Genomic DNA, 17,782 nt, shown 5'->3' with positions numbered 1-17,782 from the left:
TTTGACCCGGATGAAATAATCAAGGAGAGACGGATGGAGCGTTCTGTGACTGCCTTTCGCGCGGGCCGGCGGGTCGCCGCGGGCGGGATGGCCGAAGTGGCAAAGGCGCTGGCCGGGCAGGATCCGGCGCTGGTGATCGACGATGCCACCGGCCGGGTGGTCGATCTGGACCTGAGCGGCGGGGCGGCGGCGATCGCGGCGCGCTACGCGCCCACGCCGCGCGGACCGGGGCGGCCGAAGCTGGGCGTGGTGGCGCGCGAGGTGACCTTGCTGCCGCGCCACTGGGACTGGCTGAACGCGCAGCCCGGCGGCGCTTCGGCCACGCTGCGCAGGCTGGTCGAGGCCGCCCGGCGGTCGCCCGACGCCCGCGCCCGGGTCGCCCAGGAACGCACCTATCACGCGCTGCAGGCGCTCGCCGGCGACCTGCCGGGTTATGAAGAGGCCCTGCGCGCCCTTTTCGCCGGCGACACCGACCGCTTCGCGGCCTGCGTTGCCGCCTGGCCCGAGGACTTGCGCACCTATGCCCTAGCGCTTGCCACCGGGGACGGGGATGACTGAGCCCCATATCGGCCGGCCGATCCGCACGCCGCCGCCAACGCCCTCTTCACCTGCGGCATCGCGGGCCCGATGGTGATGCTGAACCTGCTGAGCTTCCGCGACATCGCCGATTACCGCTCCAACCCCGGCCTCGCCCCGCCCGCCCCGATCAGCGGCGCCAAAGCCTATGACCTTCATGCCGTGGCCACCCTGCCGATGCTCGAAGACCAGATAAGGAAGCGAGGGGCGAGCCCCTCGCGCTCCCCGGGATATTTTCACCAGAAAGACGGAAATAGAGGAACCCTGTCTGCTTTCTGGCCCAAATATCTTGGCGGGAGGCATGAAACCTGACGCGGCCCGCCGGTCGGTGCGCCGCCCGCCCGTTGTGCGCCGTTCCGGCCTGCCCTAGGCTCTGTCCCAGGCATTCGAGGGAGGCCCCGATGAGCAAAACCTACGGTTTCGACACCCTGCAAATCCATGCCGGCGCGCGGCCCGATCCGGCCACCGGCGCGCGGCAGACGCCGATCTACCAGACCACCGCCTATGTGTTTCGCGACGCCGACCATGCCGCGGCGCTGTTCAATCTGCAGGAGGTGGGGTTCATCTATTCGCGCCTCACCAACCCTACGGTCGCCGTGCTGCAAGAACGCATCGCCACGCTGGAGGGCGGCGTGGGGGCCATGTGCTGCGCCTCGGGCCATGCGGCGCAGATCATGGCGTTGTTTCCGCTGATGGCGCCGGGGCGCAACGTGGTGGCGTCCAGCAGGGCATATGGCGGCACGATCACCCAGTTCGGCCAGACGTTCAAACGCTTCGGCTGGACGGCGAGGTTCGTCGACATGGACGATCTGGATGCCGTGAAGGCCGCGATCGACGATGATACCCGCGCGATCTTTTGCGAGACCATCGCCAACCCCGGCGGCTATATCACCGATCTGGATGCAATTTCCGCCATCGCCCGGGACGCGGGCCTGCCGCTGATCGTCGACAACACCAGCGCCACGCCCTATCTGTGCCGCCCGATCGAGCATGGCGCGGCCCTAGTCGTGCATTCGACCACCAAATATCTCACCGGCAATGGCACCGTCACCGGCGGCGCGGTGGTCGACAGTGGCACCTTCGACTGGTCGGCCAGCGACAAGTTCCCCTCGCTTTCCCAGCCCGAGCCCGCCTATCACGGGCTGAAATTCCACGAAACCTTCGGCTCGCTCGCCTTCACCTTCCATTCGATCGCCGTGGGCCTGCGCGATCTGGGCATGACCATGAACCCGCAGGCCGCGCATTACACGCTGATGGGGATCGAGACGCTGAGCCTGCGCATGGCCCGCCATGTCGAGAACGCCCAGAAGATCGCCGAATGGCTGGAGGCCGATCCGCGGGTGACCGAGGTGACCTATCCGGGCCTCGCGTCCTCGCCCTATCACGCACGGGTGCCGCGGATCTGCCCCAAGGGCGCGGGCGCGTTGTTCACTTTCGGGGTGAAGGGCGGCTACGACGCCTGTGTCAGGCTGGTCGACAGCCTGGAATTGTTCAGCCACGTGGCGAACCTGGGCGATGCGCGATCGCTGATCATTCATCCGGCCTCGACCACGCATCGGCAGTTGACCGAAACGCAGCAACGCGCCGCCGGCGCCGCGCCCGAGGTCGTGCGGCTTTCGATCGGGATCGAGGATGCCGACGACCTGATCGCCGATCTCGATCAGGCGCTGGCAAGGGCGACGGCCTGAGCGGGCCGAGCGCGGCATCTGAGGCGCAGACCCTGCGCCTACTGCGCCAGTGCGTAAGTCACCGTCACATCGGCGGAAAAGCCGACCTCACCCCCCGAGACCGGCACCGTGGAGGCCCCGGCCGGGGCCGCCATCCGCAGCATCGGCAAGGGGCGCGGGCCACCGCCGTTTTCGGAAATCGAGAGAACCCGGCCCAGCTTGGCCCCCGCGGCCTCGGCCATCAGCGCGGCCTTGCGATGGGCGTCCTTCACCGCCTGCGCGCGGACTGCGTCCTGCAACGGGCCGGGGTTGGACACGCTGAATTGCAACCCGTTGATCGTATTTGCACCGGCCCTTACCAACGCATCCAATACCCCACCCAGCGCGTCAAGCTTGCGCACCCGGACGGTGACGCCGTTCGCAGCCGTAAAGCCCACGACCCGCTGCGCCGCGCCCTCGGTCGGGCGTGCCCAGCGGGGGCCAAGCGACAGGCCCGAGGTCTGCATATCGCGCGCCGCGACCCCCGCAGTCTTCAGCGCCGCGAAGACCCGATCCAGACCACGGCTGTTTTCAGCCATTGCCTGGGCGGCAGTCTTTGCCTCGGTCGTGACACCCAGGGTCACCACCGCCATGTCGGGGGCGGCGCTGACCTCGGCCCGGCCGGTCACGGTGATCCTGGCCGGCCCTGCCACACTCGCTGTCTCTGCCTGCGTAGGCGTCCCGGCCCCCAGCCCCAGTGTCAGACCCAGGACCAGCCCCAGCACGGCGGCCCCCGCCCGCATCTGCTTCACGATCTTCATCGGCACCTCCCTGATCGCCGCCAGCATCCCCCGGGCGCACGCGGCGCCGCAAGCCCCAAGCAACTTCCGTTCGGCAATTTCCTGCTATAGGAACGGACAAGGCCCGGCGGCGACTCCCGAGGGTGGGCCGACCTGTGCTAGAGCCATGCGATGAAACCCGGTTTCGCCCTGAAATTGTCGAGCGAAGGCATTGTGCTTTTGCACCGCGCGATCCGCGGCTGGCTGGTCGTGGGCGAAGCCGCGCCCGATGACCCGAAACTTGGCCAGGCGCTGGCCTATCTGCGCCGTACCGCGCTGGATCTGGACCCGCACGGCCTGACGACCAAGCTGATCCTGCCACAAGACCAGATCCTGTACACGACCATCACCGCCCCCGGCCGATCCGAGGCGCAGCGCCGCGCGCAGGTGGCCGCGGCGCTCGACGGGCAAACCCCCTATGCGCTGGACCAAATCGTCTTTGACATCGCCGGCGAGGGGCCCGAACTGCAGGTCGCCGCCGTCGCGCGCGCGACGCTGCAAGAGGCCGAAGCCTTCGCCGCCCAGCATGGGTTCAACCCGGTCTCCTTCGTCGCCGCCCCCGATCCCGGCAGCTTCGACGGCGAGCCCTTCTTCGGCCAGACCGAGAACTGCGCGAAGGTCCTGGGAAAGGATGCAAGGGTTGACCGCGACGACATGCCGGTGGCGATCGTGGGCAAGGCCGTGTTGCCCCGCGCACCGGTCGCCGCCGCGGCCGAGGCAAAGCCGCCGGCGGCGGAACCCGCGCGGCGGGATCCAGGCGCTTCGACACCGCCCGTTCCCGTGCGGGACGGCGCCGAAACGCCAGAAGACGCCGCCCAGCACCCGCATGGGGCGCGCGCAGCCGCGGATCCCAAAGAAAAGGTCGCGGAAGCCCCAGCGGCTGCCCGCCCCGGCACCCCGGCCAAAGCCCCTGTCGCCGATGTCTCGGCCGCCGAAGCCGAAGCTGACGCGCCCCGGCAGCCCCATCACGACGACCGGACGCCAGCGCAGAAGGATGATGCCCAGGCGCCCGGCGGCCTGACCACCCCTGCACCGCCCACCGAGTCGCTGGCGGGGGCGCTGGCGGCCAATATGGCAAAATCGCTGACGGAAATCGCCGGCGGGCACGTGGTCTTCGCGTCGCGCCGCCAGACGCAACCGGACGCGCCCGACGCGCCCGACACCGGGGCGACGCCCGAGGCCGCCGCCCCGAAAGACGCCGCCGCCGAAGACACGCGCGGCCGCGGCAAGCCGCCTTCCCGCCGCCGGCCGCCCAAGTCCCCGTCTCCTCCGGCGCAGCGCCGCCCGAAGGCGCGCCCAGCAGCTTCTCCGTCCCACGAGGGCGCCACCGGCGTGATGGCTTCTCCGCCGGCATCCGCGCCGCCCCGGGGATCGCACACCGCCGCCGTGCCGCCGCTGCTGATCGGCGCCGCGGTCGACGCCGCCGCACGGCCGCAGGAAGATCCCTTCCTTGCAATGATGGCCCGGACGCATCCGCGCCGGAACCCGCGCCTGGTGCTGATCGCGCTGGCGGTCGCGGCCGTGGGGGCGCTGGCGTTCCTGCTGGGGTGGTCGGTCCTGGACTTCGGCAACCGAGGGACCGGCCCCGACCAGACCCGCACCGCCCTCGTACAGCCCGCGCCGCCCCCCTTGTCCGGCCCGGCGAAGCCCCGGATCACCGAGCCCAACCCGCTGCCCAACCTGACACTGCCAAATCCGGTGCTGGCCAACCTCGGGCCATTGACCGCACCCGGTGAAAGCCCTGCCGACATCGCCCCCGGCCCCGAAACGCCCGCCGCCGCCGAGACGCTGCGTCCGGCCGCGCCGCATGCCGCCCCGCGCGACGCCGGGCCCGGCGCCCAGCCCGCGGGCGACACCCCGGCACTGCCGTCAGATCCGGTCACCCGGCTGGTGCCGGCGACGATCCGGGTCCAGAAGGCGCCCGCGCCGTCACGCCCCCCCGCCCCCAGCGCGCTTGGCACGATCACCTGGCCCGGCATCGCCGCCCCGCCCCCCGCCGCCAGCGCCACCGCGCATCCCCCGGCCCCGGTGCCGGCCGAACGGCAGGACACCGCATTCCGCGCGCCGGTCGATCCGCCCGCCTATGGCACCAAGTTCGATCTTGGGCCCGACGGGCTGGTGGTGCCGACAGCCAAGGGCGCCCGCACCCCCGATGGGGCCGTGGTCTATGCCGGACGCCCGCCCGTGGTTCCCCCCCCCCGACCCGGCAGCCCAACCGCCGCCGCCCCGTTGCAGGACCAGCCCGCGCAGGGCCAGGTCGCGCCGCAACCCGCGCCCCAACCCGCACCGCAACCCGAGAGCTTCCCCGATGCGAGCCGCCTGGCGGTCGCCTCTTCGCTGGTGCCGCCGCAGCGGCCGGCGGATTTCTCGAAGATCGTCGCGGCCGCTCTGGCCGCCGCGCAGGCGGCGCGCGCGGCCTCGACGGCAGCCTCGGCGTCGGCGGTCACGGATTCCGGCGCGGTCGAAGCCCAGGACGCCGAACCCGAACCCGCGGCCGTCGCCCCGCGCATTCCGACCCGCTCTTCGGTCGCGAAACGTGCGACCGTCAAGAACGCCATCAGCCTGAACCGGCTGAGCCTGATCGGAGTCTTCGGCGCACAATCGCAGCGCCAGGCACTGGTGCGCACCTCGCGCGGCAAGATCCTCAAGGTGAAGGTGGGCGACCGGCTGGATGGCGGCCAGGTTTCCGCCATCGGCGAGCATGAACTGTATTACGTCAAGGGCGGGCGCAACATCCGCCTGGCCATGCCCAAGGGCTGACGGGCCCGCGCCCTGGCCGCCACGCCGGGATGCCCCCCCGGCAAGACGCCCCGCTCGGGCGTGCCCGCCACGCGCCTAGCCGGCCTTCAGCACGCCGCGGTTGATCTGGTCCTGTTCGATCGACTCGAACAGCGCCTTGAAATTGCCCTCGCCGAAGCCGTCGTCGCCCTTGCGCTGGATGAATTCGAAGAAGATCGGCCCGATCACCGTGCGCGAGAAGATCTGCAGCAAGATCCGCGTCTCGCCCCCGCCGACGACCCCTTCGCCGTCGATCAGAATCCCGTGTTTCTCCATCCTGTCAATGGGTTCTTGATGGCTCTTCACACGCCCCGTGCTCGCCTCGTAATAGGCATGAGGCGGCTTGGGCATGAATTTCACGCCCCTTTCGGCGATCGCGTCGACAGAGGCGTAGATATCATCGGAGCCGACCGCGATATGCTGGATGCCCTCGCCGTTGTAGCGCTTGAGGTATTCGACGATCTGCCCGGTCTCGCCCCGGTCCTCGTTGATCGGGATGCGGATGCGCCCATCGGGCGACGTCAGCGCGCGGCTGTGGAGTCCGGTGAACTTGCCCTCGATGTCGAAAAAGCGGATCTCGCGGAAGTTGAAGATGTCGCCGTAGAACTTGAACCAGACATCCATGTTGCCCTTGTGGACATTATGCGTCAGGTGATCGAGGTAGTAGAAGCCCTCGCCCGCCGGCTTCGACTGTGCGAGCCACGCGAACTCTTCGTTGTAAGGCGAGGTGTCGTAATAGTTTTCGACGAAGTAGATCAGGCTGCCGCCGATGCCCAGGATCGCGGGCACGTCCAGCGCCTTGCCGGGGCCTTCATAGGGCGTGGCGCCCCGGGCCACAGCGTGCCTGAAGGCATGATCGGCATCGGCCACGCGCCAGCCCATCGAAGGCGCGCAGGGGCCGTGTTCCTCGATGAAGGCGGCGGCATGGGTGCCGGGCTCGGCGTTCAGCAAATAGGTGATGTCGCCCTGCTGCCACAGTTCGATGTTCTTCGTCTTGTGGCGTCCGGTCAGGGCATAGCCCATGCGCGCGAAGGTCTCGCGCAGCTTTTCAGGCTCGGGGTGGGCGAATTCGACGAATTCGAACCCGTCGGTGCCGGCGGGGTTCTGATCAGAGATCGTCGCCCGGGGGGCGTTGTGCGGGAAAGGTCCCATGGGAAATTCTCCTGTTCCTTGCGCTAGACCCATCATGCGCCCGGATGCGCGGAATTTGCGCGCATTTTGGGGCGCGTCGTGGTACGGTCATGCGGGAAACCTTCATGAACCCGGACCGACGCGCGAGGAATCCGCATGACGCTGGACCCAACCGATTCCCGAATCCTGACCGCCCTGCAGCAAGACGCCCACCTCACGGCCGAAGCGCTGGGCAAGGTGCTGAACCTGTCGCCCAGCCAGGCCGGGCGGCGGCGCCAGCGCCTCGAATCAGTGGGCTATATCCTGGGCTATGCCGCGCGGCTGGATCCGGGGCTTTTGGGCCTGTCCGTGCAGGCCTTCGTGCAGGTCGAGATGGCAACCCATGCCCCCAATGCCGCAAAAGCGTTCCACACGCTGATTGCGGCGCGCCCCGAGGTAATAAGCGCATGGACGCTGACCGGCACGGCGGACTATCTTCTAAGGGTTTATTGCAAAGATCTGGCGGCGCTGAACCGGCTGATCCATCAGACGCTGCTGCCGCACCCTTCCGTCGCCCGGGTGCATAGCCAGATCGTCATGGATCAGTTCAAATCCGACGCCCCCCTGCCGACCTGAGGAGCCCATGGAAGCGCCGCTTTACCTTGCCAGCCTCTATCTGCTTAGCGCCGTGATCCTGGTGCCGCTTGCGGTACGGATGGGGCTGGGCTCGGTGCTGGGGTTCCTGGCGGCGGGGATCGTGATCGGGCCGGTGATGGGGCTGACCGGGCACGAGACCGGCGATCTGCAGCATGTGGCCGAATTCGGCGTGGTGATGATGCTGTTCCTGATCGGGCTGGAGCTGGAGCCGCGCGTGTTGTGGACCATGCGGCACAAGCTGATCGGACTGGGCGGGCTGCAGATCCTGGGCACCGCGGCGGGGGTGATGGCGGCGGGAATCGCGCTGGGGCTGACCTGGAAGATGGCGCTGGCGGTGGGGCTGATCCTGTCGCTTTCCTCTACCGCGATCGTGCTGCAGACCCTGAATGAGCGCAACCTGATGCGCACCAATGGCGGGCGCTCGGCCTTCGCGGTACTGTTGACCCAGGATATCGCGGTGGTGCCGATGCTGGCCTTCCTGCCGCTGCTGGCCTACGGGATCTCTCCCGAGGCGCTGCTGAAGATGCTGGGCGCCAGCAACGGCACCACGGGCGACCATCCGGCGAATGCGGTGGTCAGCCTGGTGCAGGGCCTGCCCGGCTGGGGGGTGACGCTGCTGACGTTGGCGATCGTGGCGGCGATCGTGCTGGGCGGGCATTACCTGACGCGGCCGGTGTTTCGTTTCGTCCATGCCGCGCATCTGCCAGAGATCTCGACCGCGATCGCGCTTCTGATCGTGCTGGGCATCGCCTTTCTGATGACGCTGGTGGGCCTGTCGCCGGCGCTGGGTACCTTCCTGGCGGGCGTGGTGCTGGCGAACTCGGAATTCCGGCACCAGTTGTCGGCCGATATCCAGCCATTCAAGGGCCTGCTGATGGGGCTTTTCTTCATCACCGTGGGCGCGGGGATCGATTTTCAGGTGCTCGCGGCCGAGCCGCTTTTGATTCTTGGCCTGACGCTGGGGGTGATGGCGCTGAAGCTTGGCGTTCTGCTGGGGCTGACGCCGATCTTCGGCATCAAGGGCCGCGACCGCTGGCTGTTCGCACTGTCGCTGGCCCAGGCGGGAGAGTTCGGTTTCCTGCTGGTGGGCTTCTCGGTCCAGCAAACGGTGCTGCCGCGACCGGTGGGCGATATCCTGTTGCTGGTGATCGGGCTGTCGATGCTGCTGACACCGCTGCTGTTCGTGGCCCAGGCGCGCATTGCCCGGCGCTTCTCTGAAAAGGCCGGCGCCGATCAGGCCGCGGACGAGATCGACGAGAAGGGCAAGGTGATCATCGCCGGCATCGGCCGCTTCGGCCAGGTCGTCAACCGGCTGGTGCGGATGAGCGGTATCCAGACCGTGGTGCTGGATGCCGACATGGCCGCGGTGCAACTGATGCGCCGCTTCGGGGTCAAGGGCTTCTACGGCGACCCGACCCGCCCCGAACTGCTGGCCGCCGCCGGGCTGCACGAGGCCCAGGTGCTGGTGGTCGCCGTCGACGACCGCGAAAGCGCCCTTAAGATCGTGCGCCATGCCCGGCTTGAAAACCCCGGCATCCATATCGTCGCCCGCGCCCGCGACCGCGCCGATGTGTACGAGCTGTACCAGGCCGGAGCCGACGACATCGTGCGCGAAACCTTCGACAGTTCTGTCCGCGCCGGGCGCTATGTGCTGGAAAACGCGGGCCTCACCGAATACGAGGCCGCCAAGGTCACCCAGGCCTATTACCAGCGCGACCGCGCCTCGATCCGGGAACTTGCCGAGCTATGGGTTTCCGGGCAACCCATCCATCTGAACGAGGCCTATATCGCACGGGCGAAGGAACTGGATACGGAACTCGAAGCCGCGCTGCTGGATGAGCTGGACGAGGATCACCCGCATCGCGAGCCGCCTGTCGGGGTGAAGGTCGACGGCGGCTAGGGCCGGCCCGACGCGCGCCTTGCCGACACCAGCGGGGGCGCCGCCCCCCGGGCGGGGGCGGCCCGAGCCACATCAGCGTTGCGGTGCGTCCATCATCAGACAGGTGGTCGAGCCGGTGGCGTAAAGCTTGCCGTCCTTCAACCCGCGGATCGTGCCCTCGGCCACGCCGGTGGTGCGGCCGGCATGGCTGACCACGCCCAACGCCTCGATTTCCACGTCCACGGGCAGGGCGCGGGTGATGTTGATCTTGTATTCCAGCGTCGTGTAGACGCGGCCCTTGGGCAGCATAGTCATCACCGCGCAGGCCATGCAGCTGTCCAGCAGGGTGCCGTACCAGCCCCCATGCACCCCGCCCATCGGGTTCACATGGGCAAACTCTGGCGCGCCGCGAAACGCCACACGGCCGGGTTCGACCGCATGCAGGCGATAGTTCATCACCCCCGCGATCGGCGGACCCGAAAGCCGCCCTTCCAGCATTGCGCGCATGAAATCCAGCCCCGACTGACCGGCCAGATCGGCCAGGGTGGGAAGCTCTTCAGGGGTTTGGGCGGTGAATTGTCTGCTCATCTGCGTCTCCGGTTGCGGCGCCAGACTAGCCGGCGCCGCCCCGGGCGCAATCGTTACGCCACGTTTTCCAGCACGACATCGGGCGCCACGCCCAGCGCATGGCAGACCTCGCGCGTCAGATGCGGGCGGTTGAGGGTGTAGAAATGCAGATCCTCCACCCCTTCCTGGATCAGCTTGTCGCACATCTCGGTGCAGATCGCGGTGGCCAATAGGTCCTCTCGCCCGTCGCGCTTGGCGGTGGCGAAGGCGTCGTCAAGGAAGGCGGGCACGTTCGCGCCGCAGCGCTGGGCGAAACGCTTGGCGCCGTTCCAGTTCTCGATCGGCAGGATGCCGGGGATGATCGGGGCGGTGATGCCCTCTTTCGCGCAAAGATCGCGGAACCGCAGGAAGGTCTCGGCCTCGAAGAAGAACTGGGTGATGGCGCTGGTGGCGCCGGCGTCGATCTTGCGCTTCAGCCAGCGCACATCGGCCAAGGTGTCGGCGGCGTCGGGATGCGGTTCGGGATAGGCGCCGACGCGCAGGGTGAAACTGCCGGTCGCCGCCAGCGCCTCGATCAGTTCGACCGAATTGGCGAAGCCCTCGGGATGCGGGGTGAAACGCTCGGCCCCTTTGGGCGCGTCACCGCGCAGCGCGACGATCTCGGTCACGCCGGCCTCGGCATAAGATTGCGCGATTTCCAGCGTCTCGGCCCGGGTCGCCTCGACACAGGTCAGGTGGGCGGCCACGTTCAGATCGAACTGCTTGCCGATCGTCGTCACGGCCTCATGCGTCAGCTTGCGCGTGGTACCGCCCGCGCCATAGGTGACCGAGACGAAATTCGGCTTCAGCGGGGCCAGCGTCTGCACGGTCTCCCACAGACGGAAGCTGGCGTCCAGCGTCTGCGGTGGGAAGAACTCGAAAGAAACGCGAGGGGTGGGCATGGCACGGACTCCGTTGATTTCACCCCTTGTCGCAGATTTTCGAACGTGAGACAAATTCATAATTTTCATCACCAACATGAGTCACGCCACAAGATGCATCTGGAACTGCGCCATCTCCGCTCGATCAGGGCGATACACGAGGCCGGCGGGCTGGCCCGCGCCGCCGAGATGATGAACATGACGCAATCGGCGCTGTCGCATCAGATCAAGGGGCTGGAAGATCAGGCGGGGGTAGAGCTTTTCGCGCGCCGGTCCAAGCCCTTGCGGCTGTCGGCGGCGGGGCAGCGGCTGCTTCGGTTGGCGCAGAAGGTGCTGCCCGAGATCGACGCCCTGAACGCCGAGTTCCGGGCGCTGCGCGAGGGCAAGGCGGGGCGGCTGCACATCGCGATGGAATGCCACGCCTGTTTCGAGTGGCTGATGCCGTGTCTGGAACATTTCCGCAGCGCCTGGCCGCAGGTGGATGTGGACATCCGCGCCCGGCTGGCGTTCGAGGCGCTGCCCGCGCTGGTGCGCGAAGAGGTGGATCTGGTGATCTCTTCCGACCCCGAGGATCTGCCCGGCGTGGTCTTCCAGCCGCTGTTCGACTACGCCCCGGTGTTCATCTGCTCGCCCCGCAATCCCCTGGCGCAAAAGCCCTATGTCATGGCCGAGGATTTCGCGGACCAGACCTTGCTTACCTATCCGATGGACCGCGCGCGCCTTGATGTGTTCACCGAACTGCTGACCCCCGCGCGCGTCGAGCCGCTGGCGATCCGGCAGGTGGAACTGACGGCGATCATGCTGATGCTGGTCGCCTCGAACCGGGGCGTGGCGGTGCTGCCGGACTGGGTGGTGCGCTCGGTCCGTGGGCAGCCGGATTTCGTGACCCTGCCGGTGACCGAGCAAGGCCTTACCCGGCGCCTCTATGCCGCGATCCGCGAAGAGGACGCCACCCAGCCCTGGATGGCGCATTTCCTGCGCCTGGCCCGGACCGAGCCGGTGAAGTTGCAGCGGGCATAGGCCCTGGGGGTGCGCCGCGCTCGGCCTTTCCGCGGATCCGCCGAGCGGCCTTAGAACCGCGTCACCGCGATGCCCGCGTCTTCCAGATGGGCGCGCACGCCGCGGGCCATGGCGACGGCCTCGGCGCTGTCGCCATGCACGCAGATCGTGTCAATCCGGCAGGGGATGTGCTTGCCGCCCGCGGTGATGATCGCACCCGCGCGCAGCATCTCGACCATGCGCTTGCCGGCGGCCTGGGGATCATGCAGCACCGCGCCCGGCTTGCGCCGGTCCACCAGGGTGGCGTCGTCCTCATAGGCGCGGTCGGCGAAGATCTCGCCCGCCCAGCGCGCGCCCAGATCGCGCGCCACCGCCTCCATCGGGGTGGCGGCCAGGACCACCAGGATGATTTCGGGATCGACCGCAAGCGCCGCGGAATAGCAGGCGCGGGCGATCTCGGGGGCTTCGCTGGCCATGTTGGCCAGCGCGCCGTGCAGTTTCAGATGCCGCACCCTTCCGCCGGCGCGCCGCGCCATCGCTTGGGCCGCGCCCAGTTGATAGGCCACCAGATTGCCCAGCTCCTCGGTCGAAAGCGAGATCCGCCGCCGCCCGAACCCCTGCAGATCGGCGAAACCGGGGTGCGCGCCGATGCCCACGCCGCGGGCTTCGGCCCGGGCCATGGTCGCGGCCATCGTGCCGGGATCGCCGGCATGGAAACCGCAGGCGATATTGGCCGAGGTGACGACATCCAGAAGCGCCGCATCGTCGCCCATCACCCAGTGGCCAAAGCCCTCGCCCATATCGGAATTCAGATCGACCTGCATCAGCGTCCCTCCAGTTCGCAGCCCCTCCGCGGCGCTGCCTGTCTGCCGTCGGAACCGCAGATCGCGGCCAGCCCGCGGACTTCGGATCCGATTGGTGCACCCTGGCGCCCGCGCTTGCAAGGGCCGCCGGGCGGCGCCAGGACCCGGCCTAGCCGCAGGGCCGCAGCACGATCGGCGCGCCCGCCGTCCGGCCCAGTGTGCGGCAATCGCTTCCGGGCCAGGCGCCCTGGCACAGATGCCAGCCGCCCACCGTCGCCCCCGAGGCCGCCAGCACCAGATCCGGAACCGGGCCAAGCGTCGGTTTCCAGACCCACCAATCGCCCTTCAGCACCGCGCCCGGCCCCGGATCCATCCCCGCGCCCGAGCCCATGACGCGGGCCTGCGTCAGTTGCAGCCCCCGCGCGGTGACGGCGTAGGTTTCCGACCAGCCGGTCTTTTCCACCGAATGTGTCCAGCTCAGCGTGAACAGCGCCGAGGCCAGCGTCACCGCCTTGGCCCCGACCATCAGGCAGGCCGCGCTCATGCCGGCGCGCCGCCGCCGGAACGGGCCGCCCGGTTGCGCCGCCAGGCGATCAGCGCGAAACCCGCGACCAGCGCGAAGCCGATCTCGTCGGTCAGCGGCAGCGCGGCGACCAGGGTGAAGGCCGCGGCCACCGCCAGCAGGCGCTCCAACGGGTTCAGGCGCACCCCCAGCCAGCCGATCACCGCAGCCCCCCACAGCCCGATCGCCAGCACCGCCTTGATCACGATATAGGCGACGGCGGGGGCATAGCCGATCTCGGCCGCCAGCGGCCCGCCATCTTGCAGCATCAGCGCCGGCGTATAGACCGCCATGAACGGGATGACGAAACCGGCGGCGGCGACCTTGATCGCCTCGATCGAAATCTTCAGCCCCGATTCCCTAGCGATCGGCGCGGCCGCGAAACAGGCCAGCGCGACCGGCGGCGTCAGATCGGCCAGGATGCCGAAATAGAAGACGAACATATGCGACACGATCAGCGGCACCCCCAGCGCCAGCAGTGCCGGCCCGGCAATCGAGGAGGTGATGATGTAGTTCGGGATCGTCGGGATCCCCATCCCAAGGATGATGCAGGTGATCATCGTCAGCACCAATGACAGGAACAGGTTCGACTTGCCGACGCTGACGATATAGTCGCCGAAGGTGGTGGCGATGCCGGTCAGCGTCATGGTGCCGATGATCACGCCGACCAGCGCGCAGGCGATGCCCACCGGCAGCGCGGTCTTGGCGCCCTCGGCCAAGCTGTCGCGGCACAGCGCCAGCGTCTGGCGCCCGCCCTTGACGAACAGGTTCACCGCGATCAGCGCCGCCATCGCCGCGACGATCACGTTGATGCCGTATTCAAAGAACCCCGCGGCGACCACGCCCAGCCCGATCCAGAAGACATAGCGCAGCACGCCGGCGGGCAGGCCCAGCGCGATCGAGCCGCCCAGGATCAGCATCACCGTCAGCGCCAGGCCGATGGTGCCCGCGTAAAGCGGCGTATAGCCGGTGAACAGCAGATAGACCAACACCGCCAGCGGCAGAAGCAGATACCAACCCGCCTGCAACGCCAGCCGGGGCGAGGGCAGATCGGCCTTGGCCATGCCGCGCAGGCCCCATTTTTCTGCCTCCAGATGCACCATCCAGAAGGCCGATGCGAAATAGAGGATCGCGGGGATCAGCGCGGCCTTCACCACCTCGTGGTATTCGACGCCCAGGGTTTCGGCCATGATGAAGGCGACCGCCCCCATCACCGGCGGCATGATCTGCCCGCCCATCGAGGCCGTGGATTCGACGCCCCCCGCGAAGGCCGGTCGATAGCCGAAGCGCTTCATCAGCGGGATGGTGAACTGACCCGTCGTGACCACATTGGCGACGCCCGAGCCAGAGATCGTGCCCATCAGCCCCGAGGACACCACGGCGACCTTCGCCGCGCCGCCCTGCCGGTGACCGACGAGGCCCAGCGAGACATCGGTGAACAGCTTGATCATCCCGGCCTTTTCCAGAAAGGCGCCGAACAGGATGAACAGGAAGATATAGGACGACGACACATAGACCGGGATGCCGTAGATCCCTTCGGTGCCGAAGGACATGTGGTCGATCACCTGGGAAAACGGGTAGCCCCGGGTCTCGAACGGGCTGGGCAGGTACTGGCCCCAGAAGCAATAGGCCAGGAAGGCGCCCGCGATGATCGGCAGCGCCGGCCCCATCAGCGCATAGGCGGCGGCAAAGACCACGATCAGCGCGGCGACGCCGATCAGGGTGTCGGCGGTCGTGGGGTCGCCCGCGCGGATGATCAGCGGCGCGTATTCGACCCATTGATAGACCGCGACGACCACCCCCACGGCGGCCAGCACCCACGCCAGCGCCCGCAACCCCGGCCCGCGCCCGTGCACCAGCGCCAGGAAGGGAAAGCCCAGAAGCCCCAGAAAGCCCACATGAACCGCCCGGATCACCTGGCTGGGCAGGTTGGTCAGATGCGCGGCGGTCGCGATCTGGAACAGCGAGAACATCACCGCGATCCAGAACAACAGCCGCCCTTCGAACCCGCGCGGGAAGCTGCCCGCCAAGGGGTCGTGAATACCAAGGTCGGGATTCTTCCCGGCCAGTTCATGTGCCGTGTCGCCTGCCTGCATAGCCTGCCTCCGAATGGGACGGGGCGGCTGCGTGGCCGCCCCGACCGGACCTACTTGATGAGGCCCTTTTCCTTATAGAACTTCTCGGCGCCCGGATGCAGCGGCAGCGGCATCCCCTTGATCGCATTGGCCAGCTTGATCTGCGCCGCGGCCTTGTGCGACGCCTCCAGCGTGCCGAGGTTGTCGAACAGCAGCTTGGTCATCTCATAGGCGGTCTTGTCCGACACGCCCTTGCGGGTGACCAGGAAGTTCACCACCGCCACGGTCGGCACGTCGGCATCCTGGCCGTCATAGGTGCCGGCCGGAATCGTCGCGCTGATATAGGGCGCGCCCAGTTTCCCCGCCACGTCCGCGGGCACCGCGACCATGGTGATCGGGACCGAGGTGGACAGATCCTTGATCGAGGCCACGCCCAGACCGGCCGATTGCAGCGTCGCGTCAAGCTGGCGGTTCTTGATCAGCTCGACCGATTCTCCGAACGGCAGATATTCGGTCTTGGCAAAATCCTTGTAGCTGATCCCCGCGGCGGCGAAGATCTTGCGCGCGTTCAGCTCGGTGCCCGATTTCGGCGCCCCCACCGAGACGCGCTTGCCCTTCAGATCGGCCAGCGTCTTGATGCCGCTGTCCTTCGAGGCCACGATCTGGATGTAGTTCGGATAGATCGCCGCGATCCCGCGCAGCTTGTCGAGCTTCTTCTTGAAGCCCGCCTCGGCATCGCCTTCCCAGGCCAGTTTCACCGAATCGCCCAGCGCGAAGGCAAGTTCCCCGCGCCCCTGCTGCAGCAGGTTGAGGTTTTCGACCGAAGCCTTGGTGGATTGCACCTGGACCTTGGTGCCCTTCATGTTCTCGGAATAGATCTTCGAAAGCGCCACCCCGAGTGGATAATAGACCCCCGACGTCCCCCCCGTCAGGATGTTCACGAATTGATCCGCCCGGGCCACCGCCGGGCTGAGCAGCGATGCGGCGGCGGCCAAGGCAAGGATCTTGCCCTTCAAACTTTTCATAATCTTTCTCCCGTAGAACGACGTCGGGCGCTCTGCGGCGCCCAGGCCCAACCAGTTAGCCGCCGGAACACGTCCATGTCACCGATTCTCACGTTTGCGGGAGTCATTTTCCAGTAACATTTGCCGCCCGGACCGATTGTCAACGGCCCGTGGCGTGCCGGGACCGACCATTGGCGGGATGGCGCGCGTCCTCTGCGTACCGGTGAAAACCGGGGTGGCCCCCGAGGGCCGCAACCCGCCCGGCCCGGCGCGCGCGGCGCATGCTGGCTGGCGCGCCGGCTTTGGTCTAGGCTGGCCCCGCAGCTTCAGGACAGCCCCATGACAGCCAGCCGCGCCCCGCTTTGTCCCGTCCGCCGCCGCGCGCGCCGTCTTTCCCGTCGGCCGGAGCAGCCGGCGTGACTGCGCTGGGACGCCTCGCGGTGCAGGATCTGCGCCTGCTGCGCGCGCTGGTCGCGGTGGCGCATACCGGCAACGTCACCCGGGCGGCCGAGCTTCTGAACCTCACCCAGCCGGCGCTTAGCGTGCAATTGCGCAAGTTGTCCGACCTCACGGATCTGACGCTTTTTCAGCGTAACGTCCGCGGATTGCGCCTGACCGCCGACGGCGAGATGCTGGCCGCCAAGGCCGAAACCGTGCTCGACGCGCTGCAGGAATTCGACCAATTGCTGCGCACCATGCGCAGCCAGTTGCGCGGCACGCTGCGCATCGGCACCATCATCGACCCTGAATTCACCCGCCTGGGCGCGCTGCTGCAACGGCTGCTGGAAACCGCGCCGCAACTGTCCACCTCGCTGCGCCACGGGGTCAGCGGCGAGGTGCTGGACCAGATCGGCCAGGGCCAACTGGATGTCGGTTTCTATCTGGGCGCGCCGGCCGAGGCCGAGGCCGGCCGTTTCCATGGTCGTCATCTGGCGCGGCTGCGCTACCGGGTGGTGGCCGCGCCACCGCTGGCGCAAAGGGCCCGGGGGATGGATTGGGCCCAGCTTGCCCGCCTGCCCTGGGTCGGCACGCCACCGGCCTCGGTGCACAACCGGCTGCTGGGCGCGCGCTTCGCCGCCTGCGGGGTGCAACAGAACGTGGTCGCGCAGGTGGATCAGGAAGCCTCGATGCTGGCCATGGCGCGCACCGGCGTGGGGCTAAGCCTGTGCCGCGATTTGATCGCCCTGCACGAGGCGCAATCGGGCAGCGTGGTGATCCTGGATCAGCAGCCGCTAGAGACCGAACTGACCTTCCAGTGTCAGGCGGCGCGCGCCGACGACCCGGTGATCGCCGCCGCGTTCCGCGCGATAGACCATGTCTGGGGACACTAGGGCGCCCTGGCCCGGTCCGCGCCCCGGGCCAGGGGC

Annotated in this window: 16 protein-coding genes; 8 read left to right on the top strand and 8 right to left on the bottom strand. The window is 68.2% G+C overall.

Going from position 1 to position 17,782, the window contains the following annotated elements:
• The first annotated feature begins 33 nt into the window (after positions 1-33).
• The 3 genes from BLV97_RS13985 to BLV97_RS13975 all read left to right on the top strand — a co-directional run bounded on the left by BLV97_RS13985 (position 34) and on the right by BLV97_RS13975 (position 2,264).
• Complete coding sequence (locus BLV97_RS13985; protein WP_035837491.1) at positions 34-558, top strand: DUF2239 family protein; 525 nt, start codon at positions 34-36, stop codon at positions 556-558.
• Between the two features lie 69 nt (positions 559-627).
• Positions 628-888, top strand: a complete 261-nt coding sequence (locus BLV97_RS13980) for a hypothetical protein (protein ID WP_035837489.1) — start codon at positions 628-630, stop codon at positions 886-888.
• A gap of 89 nt (positions 889-977) precedes the next feature.
• A complete protein-coding gene (locus BLV97_RS13975) occupies positions 978-2,264 on the top strand; it encodes an O-acetylhomoserine aminocarboxypropyltransferase/cysteine synthase family protein (protein WP_035837487.1) in 1,287 nt (428 codons plus the stop codon).
• Between the two features lie 38 nt (positions 2,265-2,302).
• Here the strand turns inward: BLV97_RS13975 and BLV97_RS13970 are convergent, their stop codons facing one another.
• Positions 2,303-3,043, bottom strand: coding sequence for an SIMPL domain-containing protein (locus tag BLV97_RS13970; RefSeq protein WP_244521031.1), 741 nt, complete (start codon positions 3,041-3,043; stop codon positions 2,303-2,305).
• A gap of 150 nt (positions 3,044-3,193) precedes the next feature.
• Here BLV97_RS13970 and BLV97_RS13965 point away from each other — a divergent pair, with 150 nt between their 5' ends.
• A complete protein-coding gene (locus BLV97_RS13965) occupies positions 3,194-5,821 on the top strand; it encodes a hypothetical protein (RefSeq protein WP_035837485.1) in 2,628 nt (875 codons plus the stop codon).
• A gap of 75 nt (positions 5,822-5,896) precedes the next feature.
• On the opposite strand, the gene hppD is transcribed toward BLV97_RS13965, so the two are convergent.
• A complete protein-coding gene (hppD, locus tag BLV97_RS13960) occupies positions 5,897-6,991 on the bottom strand; it encodes a 4-hydroxyphenylpyruvate dioxygenase (RefSeq protein WP_035837483.1) in 1,095 nt (364 codons plus the stop codon).
• Between the two features lie 135 nt (positions 6,992-7,126).
• Here hppD and BLV97_RS13955 point away from each other — a divergent pair, with 135 nt between their 5' ends.
• Positions 7,127-7,585, top strand: a complete 459-nt coding sequence (locus BLV97_RS13955; RefSeq protein WP_035837481.1) for an Lrp/AsnC family transcriptional regulator — start codon at positions 7,127-7,129, stop codon at positions 7,583-7,585.
• A 7-nt stretch (positions 7,586-7,592) separates the two neighbouring features.
• A complete protein-coding gene (locus tag BLV97_RS13950; RefSeq protein ID WP_051645789.1) occupies positions 7,593-9,506 on the top strand; it encodes a cation:proton antiporter domain-containing protein in 1,914 nt (637 codons plus the stop codon).
• 72 nt (positions 9,507-9,578) lie between these two features.
• Here the strand turns inward: BLV97_RS13950 and BLV97_RS13945 are convergent, their stop codons facing one another.
• On the bottom strand, positions 9,579-10,073 hold the full coding sequence (locus BLV97_RS13945; RefSeq protein ID WP_092164110.1) for a PaaI family thioesterase: 495 nt from the start codon (positions 10,071-10,073) through the stop codon (positions 9,579-9,581).
• A 53-nt stretch (positions 10,074-10,126) separates the two neighbouring features.
• Complete coding sequence (metF, locus tag BLV97_RS13940) at positions 10,127-10,993, bottom strand: methylenetetrahydrofolate reductase [NAD(P)H] (RefSeq protein WP_035837478.1); 867 nt, start codon at positions 10,991-10,993, stop codon at positions 10,127-10,129.
• A gap of 93 nt (positions 10,994-11,086) precedes the next feature.
• On the opposite strand from metF, the gene BLV97_RS13935 reads away from it, so the two are divergent.
• Entirely contained in the window at positions 11,087-11,992 is a 906-nt protein-coding gene (locus tag BLV97_RS13935; RefSeq protein WP_035837476.1) for a LysR family transcriptional regulator, read from the top strand.
• 50 nt (positions 11,993-12,042) lie between these two features.
• Here the strand turns inward: BLV97_RS13935 and BLV97_RS13930 are convergent, their stop codons facing one another.
• From BLV97_RS13930 to BLV97_RS13915, 4 genes are all read right to left on the bottom strand, one after another.
• The gene (locus BLV97_RS13930; RefSeq protein ID WP_035837474.1) at positions 12,043-12,795 is read right to left on the bottom strand and encodes a LamB/YcsF family protein; all 753 of its coding nucleotides are present in this window, start codon (positions 12,793-12,795) and stop codon (positions 12,043-12,045) included.
• A gap of 148 nt (positions 12,796-12,943) precedes the next feature.
• Positions 12,944-13,318, bottom strand: a complete 375-nt coding sequence (locus BLV97_RS13925; protein WP_035837471.1) for a DUF1850 domain-containing protein — start codon at positions 13,316-13,318, stop codon at positions 12,944-12,946.
• The gene (locus tag BLV97_RS13920) at positions 13,315-15,432 is read right to left on the bottom strand and encodes a TRAP transporter permease (RefSeq protein ID WP_051645788.1); all 2,118 of its coding nucleotides are present in this window, start codon (positions 15,430-15,432) and stop codon (positions 13,315-13,317) included. Before BLV97_RS13920 ends, BLV97_RS13925 begins: the two co-directional genes overlap by 4 nt.
• A 50-nt stretch (positions 15,433-15,482) precedes the next feature.
• Positions 15,483-16,436, bottom strand: coding sequence for a TAXI family TRAP transporter solute-binding subunit (locus tag BLV97_RS13915; RefSeq protein ID WP_035837469.1), 954 nt, complete (start codon positions 16,434-16,436; stop codon positions 15,483-15,485).
• Positions 16,437-16,831: 395 nt separating this feature from the next.
• Between BLV97_RS13915 and BLV97_RS13910 the strand changes: the two genes are divergently transcribed.
• On the top strand, positions 16,832-17,746 hold the full coding sequence (locus BLV97_RS13910; RefSeq protein ID WP_210184795.1) for a LysR family transcriptional regulator: 915 nt from the start codon (positions 16,832-16,834) through the stop codon (positions 17,744-17,746).
• Positions 17,747-17,782 lie beyond the last annotated feature (36 nt).

This window comes from Allgaiera indica (genome assembly GCF_900106675.1).
GTDB lineage: Bacteria > Pseudomonadota > Alphaproteobacteria > Rhodobacterales > Rhodobacteraceae > Acidimangrovimonas > Acidimangrovimonas indica.
The sequence above is the reverse complement of the archived record's forward strand: the minus strand, read 5'-3'. Positions and strand labels throughout refer to the sequence as shown.

Coding starts and splice junctions, on each gene's coding strand:
- BLV97_RS13965 (WP_035837485.1), top strand. CDS start 3,194: ATGAAACCCGGTTTCGCCCTGAAATTGTCGAGCGAAGGCATTGTGCTT.
- BLV97_RS13980 (WP_035837489.1), top strand. CDS start 628: ATGGTGATGCTGAACCTGCTGAGCTTCCGCGACATCGCCGATTACCGC.
- BLV97_RS13975 (WP_035837487.1), top strand. CDS start 978: ATGAGCAAAACCTACGGTTTCGACACCCTGCAAATCCATGCCGGCGCG.
- BLV97_RS13930 (WP_035837474.1), bottom strand. CDS start 12,795: ATGCAGGTCGATCTGAATTCCGATATGGGCGAGGGCTTTGGCCACTGG.
- hppD (WP_035837483.1), bottom strand. CDS start 6,991: ATGGGACCTTTCCCGCACAACGCCCCCCGGGCGACGATCTCTGATCAG.
- BLV97_RS13925 (WP_035837471.1), bottom strand. CDS start 13,318: ATGAGCGCGGCCTGCCTGATGGTCGGGGCCAAGGCGGTGACGCTGGCC.
- metF (WP_035837478.1), bottom strand. CDS start 10,993: ATGCCCACCCCTCGCGTTTCTTTCGAGTTCTTCCCACCGCAGACGCTG.
- BLV97_RS13945 (WP_092164110.1), bottom strand. CDS start 10,073: ATGAGCAGACAATTCACCGCCCAAACCCCTGAAGAGCTTCCCACCCTG.
- BLV97_RS13985 (WP_035837491.1), top strand. CDS start 34: ATGGAGCGTTCTGTGACTGCCTTTCGCGCGGGCCGGCGGGTCGCCGCG.
- BLV97_RS13920 (WP_051645788.1), bottom strand. CDS start 15,432: ATGCAGGCAGGCGACACGGCACATGAACTGGCCGGGAAGAATCCCGAC.
- BLV97_RS13935 (WP_035837476.1), top strand. CDS start 11,087: ATGCATCTGGAACTGCGCCATCTCCGCTCGATCAGGGCGATACACGAG.
- BLV97_RS13955 (WP_035837481.1), top strand. CDS start 7,127: ATGACGCTGGACCCAACCGATTCCCGAATCCTGACCGCCCTGCAGCAA.
- BLV97_RS13970 (WP_244521031.1), bottom strand. CDS start 3,043: ATGAAGATCGTGAAGCAGATGCGGGCGGGGGCCGCCGTGCTGGGGCTG.
- BLV97_RS13950 (WP_051645789.1), top strand. CDS start 7,593: ATGGAAGCGCCGCTTTACCTTGCCAGCCTCTATCTGCTTAGCGCCGTG.
- BLV97_RS13915 (WP_035837469.1), bottom strand. CDS start 16,436: ATGAAAAGTTTGAAGGGCAAGATCCTTGCCTTGGCCGCCGCCGCATCG.